This is a genomic window from Streptomyces sp. ITFR-6 (assembly GCF_031844725.1).
Lineage (GTDB): Bacteria > Actinomycetota > Actinomycetes > Streptomycetales > Streptomycetaceae > Streptomyces.
In genome coordinates this window covers 629,720-643,169 of sequence record NZ_CP134612.1, presented here as the reverse complement: position 1 = coordinate 643,169, position 13,450 = coordinate 629,720, and the positions used below count along the sequence as shown (strand labels likewise).

17 protein-coding genes and 2 pseudogenes are annotated in these 13,450 nt (G+C 67.3%); 16 read left to right on the top strand and 3 right to left on the bottom strand.

Annotation, left to right across the window (positions count from 1 at the left end):
• Window positions 1–145 precede the first annotated feature (145 nt).
• Window positions 146–709, top strand: coding sequence for a hypothetical protein (locus tag RLT59_RS02805; RefSeq protein WP_311301871.1), 564 nt, complete (start codon window positions 146–148; stop codon window positions 707–709).
• 156 nt (window positions 710–865) lie between these two features.
• On the opposite strand, the gene RLT59_RS02800 is transcribed toward RLT59_RS02805, so the two are convergent.
• Window positions 866–1,135, bottom strand: coding sequence for a hypothetical protein (locus RLT59_RS02800; RefSeq protein ID WP_311301870.1), 270 nt, complete (start codon window positions 1,133–1,135; stop codon window positions 866–868).
• A 233-nt stretch (window positions 1,136–1,368) separates the two neighbouring features.
• Here RLT59_RS02800 and RLT59_RS02795 point away from each other — a divergent pair.
• Both RLT59_RS02795 and RLT59_RS02790 read left to right on the top strand, forming a co-directional pair.
• A pseudogene (locus RLT59_RS02795) lies at window positions 1,369–1,868 on the top strand (SDR family NAD(P)-dependent oxidoreductase); the annotation flags it as partial.
• Between the two features lie 288 nt (window positions 1,869–2,156).
• On the top strand, window positions 2,157–3,038 hold the full coding sequence (locus RLT59_RS02790; RefSeq protein WP_311301869.1) for an IS110 family transposase: 882 nt from the start codon (window positions 2,157–2,159) through the stop codon (window positions 3,036–3,038).
• A gap of 77 nt (window positions 3,039–3,115) precedes the next feature.
• Here the strand turns inward: RLT59_RS02790 and RLT59_RS02785 are convergent, their stop codons facing one another.
• Window positions 3,116–4,246, bottom strand: a complete 1,131-nt coding sequence (locus tag RLT59_RS02785) for a glutathione-independent formaldehyde dehydrogenase (protein WP_311307595.1) — start codon at window positions 4,244–4,246, stop codon at window positions 3,116–3,118.
• Between the two features lie 343 nt (window positions 4,247–4,589).
• Between RLT59_RS02785 and RLT59_RS02780 the strand changes: the two genes are divergently transcribed.
• From RLT59_RS02780 to RLT59_RS02725, 12 genes and pseudogenes are all read left to right on the top strand, one after another.
• Window positions 4,590–4,952, top strand: coding sequence for a transposase (locus RLT59_RS02780; RefSeq protein WP_311301868.1), 363 nt, complete (start codon window positions 4,590–4,592; stop codon window positions 4,950–4,952).
• The gene (locus RLT59_RS02775) at window positions 4,949–5,869 is read left to right on the top strand and encodes an IS3 family transposase (protein WP_311301867.1); all 921 of its coding nucleotides are present in this window, start codon (window positions 4,949–4,951) and stop codon (window positions 5,867–5,869) included. The genes RLT59_RS02780 and RLT59_RS02775 overlap by 4 nt, the downstream gene beginning before the upstream one ends.
• Before the next feature lie 70 nt (window positions 5,870–5,939).
• Complete coding sequence (locus RLT59_RS02770) at window positions 5,940–6,848, top strand: IS701 family transposase (protein WP_311307594.1); 909 nt, start codon at window positions 5,940–5,942, stop codon at window positions 6,846–6,848.
• A 1,297-nt stretch (window positions 6,849–8,145) separates the two neighbouring features.
• A complete protein-coding gene (locus tag RLT59_RS02765) occupies window positions 8,146–8,598 on the top strand; it encodes a gas vesicle structural protein GvpA (RefSeq protein ID WP_311307593.1) in 453 nt (150 codons plus the stop codon).
• A complete protein-coding gene (locus RLT59_RS02760) occupies window positions 8,595–9,122 on the top strand; it encodes a GvpL/GvpF family gas vesicle protein (protein ID WP_399124700.1) in 528 nt (175 codons plus the stop codon). Before RLT59_RS02765 ends, RLT59_RS02760 begins: the two co-directional genes overlap by 4 nt.
• 1 nt (window position 9,123) lies before the next feature.
• The gene (locus RLT59_RS02755; RefSeq protein ID WP_311301865.1) at window positions 9,124–9,378 is read left to right on the top strand and encodes a gas vesicle protein GvpG; all 255 of its coding nucleotides are present in this window, start codon (window positions 9,124–9,126) and stop codon (window positions 9,376–9,378) included.
• Between the two features lie 7 nt (window positions 9,379–9,385).
• Window positions 9,386–10,057, top strand: a complete 672-nt coding sequence (locus RLT59_RS02750; protein ID WP_311301864.1) for a histone protein — start codon at window positions 9,386–9,388, stop codon at window positions 10,055–10,057.
• Window positions 10,058–10,063: 6 nt separating this feature from the next.
• On the top strand, window positions 10,064–11,125 hold the full coding sequence (locus tag RLT59_RS02745; RefSeq protein ID WP_311301863.1) for an SRPBCC family protein: 1,062 nt from the start codon (window positions 10,064–10,066) through the stop codon (window positions 11,123–11,125).
• Window positions 11,118–11,489 (top strand): gas vesicle protein, encoded by a 372-nt coding sequence (locus RLT59_RS02740; protein WP_311301862.1) that lies wholly within the window; start codon window positions 11,118–11,120, stop codon window positions 11,487–11,489. Before RLT59_RS02745 ends, RLT59_RS02740 begins: the two co-directional genes overlap by 8 nt.
• Window positions 11,486–12,301, top strand: coding sequence for a GvpL/GvpF family gas vesicle protein (locus RLT59_RS02735; RefSeq protein WP_311301861.1), 816 nt, complete (start codon window positions 11,486–11,488; stop codon window positions 12,299–12,301). Before RLT59_RS02740 ends, RLT59_RS02735 begins: the two co-directional genes overlap by 4 nt.
• A gap of 4 nt (window positions 12,302–12,305) precedes the next feature.
• Window positions 12,306–12,532: pseudogene (locus tag RLT59_RS02730) on the top strand (gas vesicle protein).
• Window positions 12,529–12,807, top strand: coding sequence for a gas vesicle protein K (locus RLT59_RS02725; RefSeq protein ID WP_311301860.1), 279 nt, complete (start codon window positions 12,529–12,531; stop codon window positions 12,805–12,807). Before RLT59_RS02730 ends, RLT59_RS02725 begins: the two are co-directional and overlap by 4 nt.
• Before the next feature lie 133 nt (window positions 12,808–12,940).
• On the opposite strand, the gene RLT59_RS02720 is transcribed toward RLT59_RS02725, so the two are convergent.
• Window positions 12,941–13,066: a hypothetical protein gene (locus RLT59_RS02720; protein ID WP_311301859.1), complete on the bottom strand. Its 126-nt coding sequence runs from the start codon at window positions 13,064–13,066 to the stop codon at window positions 12,941–12,943.
• On the opposite strand from RLT59_RS02720, the gene RLT59_RS02715 reads away from it, so the two are divergent.
• Window positions 13,056–13,430 carry an Asp23/Gls24 family envelope stress response protein gene (locus RLT59_RS02715; protein WP_399126819.1) on the top strand — a complete coding sequence of 125 codons (375 nt, stop codon included), beginning with the start codon at window positions 13,056–13,058 and terminating at the stop codon, window positions 13,428–13,430. The genes RLT59_RS02720 and RLT59_RS02715 overlap by 11 nt on opposite strands.
• The last annotated feature ends 20 nt before the right edge of the window (window positions 13,431–13,450 follow it).

Genomic DNA, 13,450 nt, shown 5'->3' with positions numbered 1-13,450 from the left:
CACGGACGCCCGACGCCTCTTTGTGCCACCGTCCGGTCCGCGGAAAGGAGCTGTGACCTGCGGGGCGCGGTGATCGTTCTGTAGCCGCCGGGCGCCGACGCGGTGCCCGGACCGACAGATCCTTCCGAGCAAGGAGCACAACTCCATGACTCTTTCGCGTACCGTCCGGCGCACCGTCCTGACCGCCGCTCTGCTGTCCGCCTCCGCGCTGACCGTCTCCTCCAGCGCCGTGGCCGAGCCCGCCGCCCGCGCCGCCGCCCCGGCCGCCGCACAGGCGGCCCCGCTGCCGCCCGCGTGTCAGGAGGCGCTGCTCGAAACCCTGGACAAGTTCCCTGTCGTGGACTTCACGGTCCCCGACAAGGCCAAGAACGCTCTGCTGGCCGAAGTGCTGGGGCTGAGCGAGGCCGACCAGGCGGCCTTCACCGAGGCGGGGTGCGCGGCCTGGAACACCTGGGCGACCAACAACGGCCAGGCGGTCGCCGCGGACCTGGACACCCGCTACCGGAACGCCGCCGCGCCCGCCTGCAACAAGTTCGCCAAGGCCTCGATCGGGTCGATCAAGAAGTTCGCCCCGAACGTACCCGCCGCGACCCGTGACCTGGAGGCGCTGGCCAAGAAGGTCTGGAAGGCCGCCATGGAGAAGCTCGCCGCGGAGGCCACCAACGCCGACTGCCGCACGGCCTACAACGGGGTGAAGGCGGGCTGGTAGCCGACACAGGGCGTGGGTCCGGTCCGACTCGGCGGACCGGACCCACGCCCCCGCGCCGGGGACGGCATGGCTCGGGGCGGGCCCGAGGCACGTTCCCGGATCGTCGTGAGGCCGGCGCGGGTCCGGACCGACATGAGGCCGGCGCGGTCCGGACCGTCATGAGGCCAGCAGTGCTCCGAGCACCATGCCGCCGACCAGGCCCACGACGCTGACCACGATGGCGATCACCGCGAGCCGCTCGTGCCGGACGGTCTTGGCGACTATGGCCAGGACCAGGGCGACCACGCCGAAGACGATCGGCAGGAAGATGAGCGAGATGACTCCCAGCACCATCGCGATGATGCTCAGTACGTTGCCGGTCGCCGCGGGTCCCGGTGCGCCGTGGGACTGCTGGCCGGTCTGGTGATTGCCGTACTGCGTCGTCATGACCCACTCCTTCGTGATCGGCCTGAGGCCAGGTCCGGTGATGACCGGCTTGAACCTCGGTTGCCCCGAACGCCCTTATGAACACCTCTACTTGAGCCCGCTGGAGGTGACGGCCGTGTGCTTCACCGTCCTGGCCGTGCACTACTGCGGCCTGCGGGAGGCATGGGGCGGCGGTGGAGCCACGGGGGAGACGCAAGGGGCCGGTGGGGTGATAAATCGACGATTCTCGGCTGCTTGAGATCAGCGACGACGACTGGCGTCGCTACTTCGAGGTCAATGTGCTGGCCGCGATCCGCATGACCCGGGCCTATCTGCCGGGGATGAAGGAGAACGGCTGGGGCCGGGTGCAGTACATCGCCAGCGACTCGGCGTGGCCATCCCGGCTGAGATGATCCACTACGGCGTGTCCAAGACGGCTCTGCTCGCCGTCGCACGCGGCTTCGCCAAGGACGCCGCGGGCACGGGAGTCACGGTCAACTCCGTCATCGCCGGCCCGACACACACGAGCGGGGTCGAGGACTTCGTCTACGAGCTGGTCGACAAGGACCTTCCGTGGGACGAGGCACAGCGCGAGTTCATGCGCACGCACCGGCCGCAGTCGCTGCTCCAGCGCCTCATCGAGCCCGAGGAGATCGCCCACATGGTGGTCTACCTGGCCTCATCGTTCGCCTCCGCGACCACGGGCGGCGCCCTGCGGGTGGACGGCGGCTACGTGGACTCGATCCCGCCCTGACCCCTGATGCCCTTCCGGGCCCGGCCCCCGTTATGTTTTCCACGGCTCCGCAACGGGGCCGCTGGCCTCCGGGCCCGGCATGACTTGGTCCCCCTGTCCGAGATGACCTGGGGGGTGGTGTTCACCGGGCTCGGGGGTGTTCGTCGGAGACGCTGATCAGAGGTCCGGCCACCGTCCGGTCCGGCGCAACGCCGGGCGGTTCGCGGGCGGCAGGTCTGCATAACGTGGATGCGCGAGCGCGACACCCGAGCCGAGGCCGGCACCGTCAACACCCCTGGGAGGGGAAAGATGTTCGAGATCGAAGACGTGGGTGTGTTCCTCGGCCTGGACGTCGGCAAATCGACTCATCACGGGCACGGGCTTACTCCGGCCGGGAAGAAGGTCTTCGACAAGCCGCTGCCCAACAGCGAGCCGAAGCTGCGAGCCGTCTTCGACAGGCTTGCCGCGAAGTTCGGCACCGTCCTGGTCATCGTGGACCAGCCCGCCTCGATCGGTGCCCTGCCGCTGACCGTCGCCCGCGATGCCGGCTGCCGCGTCGCCTACCTGCCCGGCCTGGCGATGCGGCGGATCGCCGACCTCTACCCCGGCGAGGCCAAGACCGACGCCCGCGACGCGGCCGTGATCGCGGACGCTGCCCGCACCATGCCGCACACCCTGCGATCCCTGGAACTGACCGACGAGATCACGGCCGAACTCACCGTGCTCGTCGGCTTCGACCAGGACCTCGCCGCCGAGGCCACCCGCACGCTTCTGGAGGCCCACCCTCTTTCCCCGGTCCTGACGTCGATGCCCGGCGTCGGCGTCAGGACCGCCGCCGTCCTGCTGGTCACTGTCGGCGACGGCACCGGCTTCCCCACCGCCGCCCACCTCGCCTCCTACGCCGGACTCGCACCCACCACCCGGCAGTCCGGGACCTCGATCCACGGCGAACACGCACCCCGCGGCGGCAACCGCCAGCTCAAGCGGGCCATGTTCCTGTCCGCCTTCGCCTGCATGAACGCCGACCCCTCCTCCCGCGCCTACTACGACAAGCAACGAGCCCGCGGCAAGACCCACACCCAAGCTCTCCTCCGCCTCGCCCGCCAACGCATCAGCGTCCTGTTCGCCATGCTCCGCGACGGCACCTTCTACGAATCCCGGACACCGAAGGACGTCGAGCTCGCCGCATAACCCCAGCACCCCGAACCACACCAAACCCGACAGGGCCGCCTTGACGAAGGACATAGAGGCACCCCCGCGTGGTGGGGTCAGGGCTTGAGGACGACCTTCGTCCATCCCGCGTCGCGGTCGTCGAAGTGGCGGTACGCGTTCGCGGCCTCGTCCAGAGGCAGTTCGTGCGAGACGATGAACGACGGCTTCGCCCTGTCGTGCTGGATGAGCCGGCCGAGGAAGCGGTTGTACGCCTTCACACTGGCCTGACCGGTCCCGATCCGTTGTCCCTTGAACCAGAACTGGCCGAAGTCGAAGGAAAGCTTGCCCTCGCGCGTCAGCTCGGTCGGAGCGCCGTCGTCCTGGGGGAGGAACACTCCGACGACTCCAATGGCGCCGGTCGCCCTCACGGAGGCGACCAGGTCGTTCATGGTCGCCTCCGGCCTTTCCTCGCCCTGCGGGTCATGGGCCTGGTAGCCGACGCATTCGCAGCCCTTGTCGGCCCCACCGTCGGTCAGGTCGAGTATCCGCTCCACGTGATCGCCATCGGAATCATCGACCGCGGTGGCTCCGGCCTGCTCGGCGAGTCGGAGCCGGTCGGCCTGCCGGTCCACGACGAAAACCTGACTCGCGCCGCGCAGACGGGCTGAGTAGGCCGCCATGAGACCGACGGGCCCGCCCCCGTAGACGACGACGGACTCACCCGGCGAGACATCGGCCAGTTCCGTGGCGTGGTAGCCGGTGGGGAAGATGTCCGCCAGCATCACGTAGTCGTTCTCCTTCTCCGCCGCGTCCTCCGGGAGGACCAGGCAGTTGAAGTCGGCCCAGGGAACCCGAAGGTATTCCGCCTGGCCCCCGGCGTAGGTGCCCATCGCAGCGAAGCCGTAGGCCCCGCCGGGTGTGTCGGAGTCGACCGAGAGACAGAAGCCGGTGAAACCGCGCTCACAGTTGGCGCAGAATCCGCAGCCGACGTTGAACGGCAGGCAGACGCGGTCACCCACCTTCACGCGGTCCACCCCGGCGCCGGCCTCGATCACCTCTCCGAGGTTCTCGTGGCCGAGTATCCGCCCGGTCTCCATGGTGGTCCGGCCCTCGTACATGTGGAGGTCGGACCCACAGATATTGGTCGAGGTGACCTTGACGAGCACGTCTGTCGGTCGTTCGATCCTGGCATCGGGAACATCGGCAACCGCAACATCCCGCGGTCCCTGGTAGACGAGTGCCTTCACAGGGCTCACCGCCTCATCTGTTGGTGTGCACCACCTCGAACCGGTGCCGGCCCGAGGGCGAGCGAAACAGCGTCGTTCTTCCAGCATGCGCACAAGCCGGGGGATCTGCAGAACGGGCCCCGCCTCGGTCCGGACACGGCCGGCGACGCGCAGCCAGGCGTGCCACACCCCGTGTGAACTGCGGTTTTCTGGGAAACGGCTAGCGGTGGTTTGTTGACGGCGGGTCAGGGCTGCGGTAGGCCGGTAGCAGAGGAACGTTGCCTCGCTGCCTGGGAGCTTGTGATGACCCGTCGTCTGCCGTGTCCGCCCGCTCCGGGCCCGCTGGAAGTGAGGTTCCCCCGAGATGCGGGGAATGGTGACAGCAGGTCAGATGGGTCTCATGAGAGGAGCCCAGACGATGCCTGCGCCGAGGAAGTACCCGCTGGAGTTGCGAGAGCGTGCGGTACGGATGTACCGGACTGCAGAGCCGAAGCCTGTGATCCGTCGTATGGCCGAGGATCTCGGGGTCCATCACGAGGCCCTGCGTAACTGGATCCGGCAGGCCGAGGCCGACACCGGCGAGCGCGATGATCTGCCCACCACCGAGGAGAGGGAAGAGCTCGCCCAGCTGCGGCGCGAGGTGCGGGAACTACGCCGGGCGAACGAGGTCCTGCGGACGGCCTCGGCTTTTTTCGCCGCACAGCTCGACCCGACCCGGCCCAGGTGACCGCGCTCCTCGACGAGCACCCGCACCTGGGGGTCGAGCCCGTGCTCCGGGAACTGCACATCCCCTCCTCCACCTACTACCGCTGGCGCCAGGCCGAAAAGGAGCCCTGCGAACGGAGCCGCCAGGACACCGAGCTGACCGGCCAGATCCGGCAGATCCACCAGGACTCGGGCGGCATCTACGGATCGCCCAGGATCCACGCCGCCCTCAAACGAGAGGGCGTCCACGTCGGCCGCAAACGGGTCGAACGGCTCATGCGTCAGGCCGGCCTGGCCGGGATCAGCCCCCGCAGGAACAAGGGCTTCACTCGCCGGGACCCGGACGCAGACCTTGCTCCTGACCTGGTACAACGCGACTTCACGGCGTCCGCACCGAACCGATTGTGGGTCACCGACCTGACCATGATCTCCACCCTGGAGGGACCACTCTGGCTGTCGGCGATCCGAGATGCCTTCTCCCGCAGAATCGTCGCCTGGGAGACCTCCGCCCGCGCGGACGCCGACCTGGTCCTCACCTCGCTGGAGTACGCGCTGGCCAGCCGCGAAGTCGCTCCCGGCGAACTCGTCCACCACGCCGACCACGGCACGCAATATACCTCCATCAAGCTCACAACACGCCTGGTCAGAGCGGGAATCCAGGCGTCCATGGGCTCGGTCGGCGACTCCTACGACAACGCCCTCGCGGAGAACCTTTGGATGCTGATCAAGACCGAGTGCATCCGCGGCGGGACCTTCAACACCAGAGCCGAGGCCAACCTCGCACTCTTCGAATACATCGACGGCTTCTACAACCCCCGCCGCATCCAGAAACGACTCGGATACCTCAGCCCCATCGAGTTCGAAGAGAAGCACTACGCCAACCAGGCAGCAACCGAGCCAGTGAACCTGAAACCACGTCAACCCGCCCTGACCAGCTAGTCAGCCACTCCCGCGCAGCGGGGGAACCTCAGAAGCCTACGCCGCCCGCTTCGATGACCCTTTCTCCACACTGGCACAGCGCCGCGGGTTCCGGGAGTACCTCGCGGGACTGCTGCTGCCGCGGGACCGCAACAAGACTCTGACCTGCCTGGCCGGCACCGAGCCGGTGGCCGGAGCCCAGCACGCTGCGGTCCAGCGGCTGCAGTTCTTTCTGTCCGAGTCGACGTGGGACCACGAACAGGTCAACGCCCGCCGGGTGGAACTGCTGCTGGCCGACCCGACGACCGCGCCGCACGCGGGCGGGGTACTGGTGATCGACGACTCGGGAGACCGCAAGGACGGGAAGGCGACCGCGCACATCGGTCGGCAGTGGCTGGGCCGGCTGGGCAAGACCGACAACGGCATCGTCACCGTGACCACCTGCTGGGCCGACGAGAACCTCTACTACCCGCTCCACGCCGTGCCCTACAGCCCCGCTCACCACTTCCCGACAGGCAAGAAGGACCCCGGATTCCGCACGAAGCTGCAGATCGCCGTCGAACTCGCCCGCGCCGCCAAGGTGGCCGGAACGGCCTTCCGCGCCGTGGCCGCCGACTGCGCCTACGGCGACCAGGACGGCTTCCGCCGAGAGCTCTACGCGGCGGGCCTGCCATTCGTCATGGCCCTCAAACCGAGCCACGGCAGCTGGGCCTACGGCAAGGACGCCTACACCCCCCTCCACGCCGCCCGGGCCCTGACCTGGACAGACCCCGAGAATCCCGGAGACTGGACCCAGATCGAGCGGACCTTCCGCGACGGGCGCACCGAGACCTGGTGGGCCGCCGACGCCACCCTCGGCTTCTGGGGGCCCGACGGGAACGTCCGCCTGGTCGTGGCCACCACCGATCCGGCTACGCTGCCCTCGCAGTCCACCTGGTACCTGGCGACCTGCCCCGCCCCGGCGGCCCCCGCGAGGCCGACGTCCCGAACCCGCCGCTGACCTGCACGAAGTCGTCCGGATCTACGGCATTCGACACTGGATCGAGCAAAGCTACAAACAGATCAAGGACGAACTCGGATGGGCCGACTTCCAGGTCCGCTCCGACACCGCTATCCGCCGCCACCAGACCCTGGTCACCTGCGCGTTCTCCTTCTGCTGGAACACCTGGTTCGCCCGACTGCCAGACCAGGAGCCCGCCGTCGTCCCAGCAGTCCCACCGGCCTCCACCCCAGCAGGACCCACTGAGAGGGGGAACGAACAGACCCCACCAGCCCCAACCGGCCAGCTGGCCCCGCGCGATCCGCGCCGTCCGGGCCTGGCTCGACCCCTGGACCACCCTCCAACGCTGCTGGCGAGCCTGGACCAACGAGCCGCCACCACCCGAACTCCAAGCACTGATCAACGCTGTCGGCGCAGGCCACCCGCTTGATCTCTACCGCCCGGTTTAACAAACCACCGCTAGATGGAAGGACGCGCAGCCGGAGCCGAATCAGGAGAACCCTCGTGGGGTACAAGGAAAATGGCGCGCAGCATATGAGGGACGACCTCGAAGCTGCCATAGGTCACTACATGGTGGCCGTCGCCGGAAAGGCTTCTCGACGAAGGCCTTCCGGTCTCCTCCATTTCCTCGTACGGGGTCTATGGCGACCCCAGTCAGGACGCGTTCGGCGCTGATATGGAAGGAAGCGTGGAGTTCGCTCCTTTCTTCCGGCGAGAGGCGTTCGGTGCGAGCCGGGACGCGGGGCTTCTTTGGTGCGGCGTCTCGGGGTGGTGCTTCTTCCGCATGCCCGAGGGGTCCGGTCTGACGCTGATGGAGTCGGCCCGATGGATGGGGGGCGGGCTGACGCCGGATCCTGGTCGAGTGGCTGCGTTCCTCTCCGAGGTCCAGCTGGACCCCGAATTCTCGGGTAGCGACGAACGACCCTTCTATCGCGCTCCGCACGGGGACCCGAGATCGCTTCTTCAGCGGCTCTCCGTATTCGACGCCGACAGCGGCGGTACGGAATCATCGTCCTACGACAGCCGGTTCGAGTCCTTGCGGATCGATGCCTGTCAGAGGCGTGTGGTGAGGGCCCTGACCGCCGAGAAGCAAGAAATCGTCGAAGTGGCTCTGCGCAGCTGTGAGTTGCAGGCACTGCTGGGATTTCTGGAGTACGTCGAGGGGGCGGCGCCGCAGGACGACGCACGCGAAATGGTGCGGAGACTCCGCTCGGACCTGTCCTTGAGGGCGCGGGCCGGGCGGGAGGGCCTTGACGAGCATCGCGAGGCGCTTTGCTCCCTGTTGGAAGGACTGTCCATGACCGCGACCACCTACTCGGACGAAGTAGTGGCCTGCCCGCCCCGCGCTGGAACGTTGTACGACGTACTGGAGCTCATTCTTGACCGTGGCATGGTCATCGACGTGTTCATCCGGGTTTCGCTGGTCGGTATCGAGATCCTGAAGATCGACGCGCGCATCGTCGTCGCGAGTGTGGATACGTATCTGCGCTTCGCGGAGGCGTGCAACCGGCTCGACCTTGAGCGCGATTCCGGCAGCACCACCATTCCCGAGCTTCTGGGCGGCGGTGTGGCCAAGTCGGTCGGGAAGCGCAAGGCGCGAAACGCGGTGGAGACCGTGGGCAACACCGTACGCAAAGCGGTGGGCGGCGACGACTCGTCCGAGGAAGAGGACGAGCCGCAGGAGCGTCCGAAGAAGCGGCGTGCACCTGCCCGCAGCAGTGAGAGCCGACGACGGCGCGCGGAGGCATGAGCGTGAGCGCGTCAACCGAGGGTGTGTACGTCTACGCGATCGTGCCGGCCGCGACGGCGCTGCCGAAGGACGCGGCCGGTGTCGGATCGCCACCGATGGCCCTAAGGGTCGTCCGTCAGGGTCTGCTCGCAGCGGTCGTCAGCGACGCGCCGCCGCGACTACGCGCCCGTCGGCGCGATCTGCTGGCACACCAGAACCTGCTGATGCGGCTCGCTGAGGCCAGCCTCCGGCTGGGCGAGGCCATCGCCGGCGCTCTCACCAGGCGCGCAGCCGCCGCGGGGCAGCGGATCCTGCGCGAGCTCGCACCTGTTGCTCTGGCGTCCGTCCCGGGACAGGAAGTCCAGGGATGCGTGCTGAACGAGTCCTTCCTCGTCGACCGCTCCGAGAGCGAGGCCTTCCTCTCGCGGGCCCGGAGTCTCGGTGAGGCCTTTCGGGAGCATGCGGAGATCCGGCCTGTCGGCCCGCTTCCCTGCTACAGCTTCGTTTCGGCGGAGGCCCGACCCGCGCTCGTGGGCGGCAGCTGACATGGGGCTGATCACCGGTTTGCTCACGCTCCCGATCGCGCCGGTGCGAGGCGTGGTCTGGGTGGCGGAGAAGCTCAACGACGCTGCCGAGCGCGAGCTGCACGACCCTGCCGTGTTGCGTACGCAGTTGGCGGTACTCAACCAGGAACTGGAATTCGGAGACATCGGTCTGGAGGAGTTCGAACGCGAAGAGGAACGCTTGCTTGACCGCCTGCACGCCGTACGGGTCGGCCCGGCACAGAGCGATCGAAGGTGACGATCTGATGGAAGACCAGACGAAGTTGACCCTCGCGGTCGCAGTAGTCGGCGGCTATGTGCTGGGCCGGACCAAAAAAGGGCGAGTGGCTCTCAGCGTCGCGACCTATCTCGCCGGCCGGCGTTTCGGTCTGGAACCCCGCCAACTCGCCGCAGAGGGCATGCGCCGACTCGGCGAGGTCTCCCAGGTCGCTGAACTTCAGGAACAGCTCAGGGGCGAGGTTCTCGATGCGGGCCGCAAGGCCGTGACCGCCGCCGCCAACCGGAGCATGAGCACATTGGCCGGCTCGATCAGCGAGCGCACGGCCCGTCTCCTTGAACCCCCGAGCGACGAGGACGAGGGAGACGAGTACGAGGACCAGGACGACGAGGAACCCGCAGAAGAGGACGAGGAGTACGAGGACGAAGAGTACGAGGAGGAACCGGAGGAGGACGACGACGAGGGTGAGCAGCCAGTAGAGGACGAAGACGAAGAAGAGGACGAGGACGAGGACGAAGAAGAGGCGGAGGAAGAACCCGAGGAGGAGCCGGAGGAGGAGCAGCCGAGAAGGTGTTCTCGGACCGACAAGTCCTCGGCGAAGCGGACCGCTCCGGCGAAGAAGGCGGCGGCCAAGAAGACGGCAGCGGGCAAGTCATCGCCGAAGCGGGCCGCATCCAAGCGCACCAGCGGTCGGAGGTAGCGAGTCATGGCCAGGACGGAAAAGGCAGCCCCTGATTCGGAAGAGACCGAAGAGGCAGAAGAGACCAAAGAGTCCGGAATGGGCAAACTCAGCGGTGAGCTGTCCCACTTCCTCAGCACGCAGGTGGAGAAACTCGCGGAGAAGGCGGGGGACAAACTGACCGATGTCACCGGTCAGTTGACAGATGTAGCTGAGAACGGCGGCTCTTTGCCGGCCATCGGTTCCCGCATTCTCCAGGGCGACTCCCCGGTGAAGACGTTCGTCTCGGAGAAGGCCAAGGGTGTCAAGGACAACGTCGTGGACAAGGCCAAGGAGACCTTCGGTGGCGGCGGTGGCAAGGGCAACCGTAAGGCGAGCGGCGGAAAGGTCATGAACATCATCGAGGTCCTCGATGTGGGAGTGCCGCTCCGCACCGCGTACGACCACTGGACCCAGTACGACCAGTTCAGCAGCTTCGCCAAGGGCGTGCGCGATGTCTCGATGGACGAGGAGATGTCGAGTGACTGGAAGGTCAAGGTGGGGCTCTCCTCGCGCAGCTTCAAGGCAACGGTCCAGGAGCAGGTCCCTGACGATCGCATCGTCTGGACATCGGAGGGCGCCAAGGGAACGACGCGAGGCGCGGTGAGCTTCCACGAACTGGCACCGTCCCTCACGCGCATCGTGCTGGTCATCGAGTACTACCCGTCCGGCTTCTTCGAGAAGACCGGCAACCTCTGGCGTGTGCAGGGACGCCGGATCCGTCTCGACTTCAAGCACTTCCAGCGATACGTCACGCTCACGGAAGAGGAGCCCGACGGGTGGCGGGGTGAGATCCGCGACGGAGAAGTAGTCGTATCTCACGAAGAGGCCATGGAAGAGGAAGAGGCGGAGAACGAGGAAGAAGAGGGCGAGGAGGAAGACCCGGAGGGAGAGGAGTACGAAGACGAGGACGAAGACGAGTGGGATGAAGAGGACGACGGCGAGGACGAGGAACCACTGACCGACGAGGACGACGAGGAAGAAGAGGCACCGCGTAGAAGGCGGACCGGGTCCGCGAAGCAGCGATCACGGAGAGCACGAAGTGACTGATCTCGACTTCCGACAGGATGCTTCCTATCCCGTAGCCGGACCGCAGAACACGAACCTGGCGGACATCCTGGAGCGCGTTCTCGAAAAGGGCATCGTGATCGCCGGGGACATCAAGATCGACCTTCTCGACATCGAACTGCTCACCATCCGCCTGCGGCTCTTCGTGGCGTCCGTGGACACGGTGAAGAAGGCCGGAATCGACTGGTGGGAGACCGACCCCGCGCTCAGCTCCCACGCGGCGAGGGACGCGCTGAAAGACGAGAACCGCGAGCTGCGGGCGCGGCTTGAGGCACTTGAATCGCGCAGCGAAGAAACATCGTTGGAGCCGCGACGGGCCACGGAGAGGAAGAACAGGGGCTCATGACGGAGTGCAGCACAGGGACATCGGAGACGAACGCCACCTACGTGTTCGCGGTCTGCCACACGGAGGGGAACCCCGACGTGGACGGTCTCGCCGGGGTCTCGCGGGACGGACCGGTGCGCTGTCTCCGCACCGGCTCGCTCACGGCGATCGTGCAGACCGTTCGAGGGGCTGACTTCACGGACGAGGCCTGGCAGACCCGGCTGACCGACGAGGCCGAACTCGAACGGTACGCGCGTGCCCACCATGAGGTCGTCTCGTCGGTCGCCGCACGCTTTCCCACGGTCCCGTTGCCGCTGGCCACGTTGTACAACGGGGACGAGAGGGCCGCGCTCGCACTCGCCCATGAGTCGACACGCTTCCGCAGGGCGTTGACGCGTATCGCACATCACGCCGAATGGGGAATCAAGGTCTACGCGCCCCTCTCGCGGAGCGCGGGCGATGACTCCGCCGGGGAACGGACGGCTGTGCCGGCGGACGGGACGGGTCCGGCCCCCGGAGCGGGCAGGGCGTACCTGGAGCGCAAGCGCAACCTGCAGTCGCGGCGTGAGCGGCGACAGGTGGACTCCTTGCGGCTCGCGGATGCCGTGGACGCGGACGTGAGCCGCCTCGCCACGGAATCCCGTCGCCTGCGTCCGCACGGCGACGGAGCCCGTGACGACCACCGCGTGCAGGTCCTGAACGCCACCTACCTGGTCGAGGGGGACCGGGCCGCAGAGCTGGACCTGCTGGTGGCCGGCCTGCGAGAACGCACCGGTGCGCACATCGAGGTCTCGGGGCCCTGGGTGCCTTATTCCTTCGTGGGAGAGGTGTAAGTCCGTGACGCACGAAGCAGTTCCGTGGGACACCCCCGGCGGCTTGAGCGGTCCGATCGGCGTGCCACTGGTCGATCTGCTGGACCGTGTCCTGGGTACAGGGTGGTCGTGATCGGTGACCTGGTCATCGCGATCGCCGACGTACCCCTCGTACGGGTCTCACTCCATGCGCTGCTGTCGTCGGTCAACGAGCGTGTTCCCGCCCCCTGGGCCGACAGCGGGCCGCTGTGACGAGCTCACGGGTGGACCTGGATTTCGAGAAGATGGGGCGCGATCTGGTCACCCTGGTCCTCACGGTGGTCGAACTGCTGAGGCAGCTGATGGAGCGGCAGGCCCCGCGGCGCATCGACGAAGGTGACCTGACCGACGAACAGACCGATGGGATCGGCACGACCCTGATGATGCTCGATCAGCGCATGGCAGAGCTCTGCGAGCAGCACGGCGTACGGCCGGAGGACCTCAACCTCGACCTCGGGCCCCTGGGCTCCCTCCTGCCGCGTGTCTGAGGGCGGAGCCCGGGGAGGCCGGCCCGAATGCGCTGCGCCGCCGGGACACTCGAATGGCGTACGTGGGGATCTTGGAGCACGGTGGAAGGGGGCACGAGTGGCGGAATCATCTGCCACATCTGGTTTGCCCCTCTCAGATCTCTCGCTGCGAGGTACTCATGGCGACGAACGGCAGTGCAAACGGAACGGCGCTCGGCTCGAACGAATCGTCGGGCGGAACCAGGGGGACGACGGTCATCGCGGATACCGTGGTGTCCACGATCGCGGGGATAGCGGTACGTGAGACCGATGGGGTCCACGCCGTCGGCGGGGGAGCCTCCCGGGCCGTGGGGGCGATGCGGGACAAGGTGTCCCGCTCCAACGACCCCGGCCGCGGAGTGAAGGTCGAGGTGGGCGAGAAGCAGGCCGCCGTCGACGTCGACATCGTGGTCGAGTACGGAACTCTCATCCTGGACACCGCCAAGAAGATCCGCGTCCATGTCACCGACGCGGTGGAGACGATGACCGGACTGGAAGTGGTTGAGATCAACATCAAGGTTCTTGATGTCTACGTGCCGGGGGACGACGACAGCGAGGACGACGAGGAGAAGGGCTCACCCGAGAAGTCGCGTCGCGTTCAGTGAGTCCGGCCGGTTCCTCATGC

What these genes read in the sequence shown, in the direction of transcription:
- RLT59_RS02805 (WP_311301871.1), top strand. Translation starts at nt 146, where the DNA reads ATGACTCTTTCGCGTACCGTCCGGCGCACCGTCCTGACCGCCGCTCTG.
- RLT59_RS02800 (WP_311301870.1), bottom strand. Translation starts at nt 1,135, where the DNA reads ATGACGACGCAGTACGGCAATCACCAGACCGGCCAGCAGTCCCACGGC.
- RLT59_RS02790 (WP_311301869.1), top strand. Translation starts at nt 2,157, where the DNA reads ATGTTCGAGATCGAAGACGTGGGTGTGTTCCTCGGCCTGGACGTCGGC.
- RLT59_RS02780 (WP_311301868.1), top strand. Translation starts at nt 4,590, where the DNA reads ATGCGGGGAATGGTGACAGCAGGTCAGATGGGTCTCATGAGAGGAGCC.
- RLT59_RS02765 (WP_311307593.1), top strand. Translation starts at nt 8,146, where the DNA reads ATGACCGCGACCACCTACTCGGACGAAGTAGTGGCCTGCCCGCCCCGC.
- RLT59_RS02760 (WP_399124700.1), top strand. Translation starts at nt 8,595, where the DNA reads ATGAGCGTGAGCGCGTCAACCGAGGGTGTGTACGTCTACGCGATCGTG.
- RLT59_RS02755 (WP_311301865.1), top strand. Translation starts at nt 9,124, where the DNA reads ATGGGGCTGATCACCGGTTTGCTCACGCTCCCGATCGCGCCGGTGCGA.
- RLT59_RS02750 (WP_311301864.1), top strand. Translation starts at nt 9,386, where the DNA reads ATGGAAGACCAGACGAAGTTGACCCTCGCGGTCGCAGTAGTCGGCGGC.
- RLT59_RS02745 (WP_311301863.1), top strand. Translation starts at nt 10,064, where the DNA reads ATGGCCAGGACGGAAAAGGCAGCCCCTGATTCGGAAGAGACCGAAGAG.
- RLT59_RS02735 (WP_311301861.1), top strand. Translation starts at nt 11,486, where the DNA reads ATGACGGAGTGCAGCACAGGGACATCGGAGACGAACGCCACCTACGTG.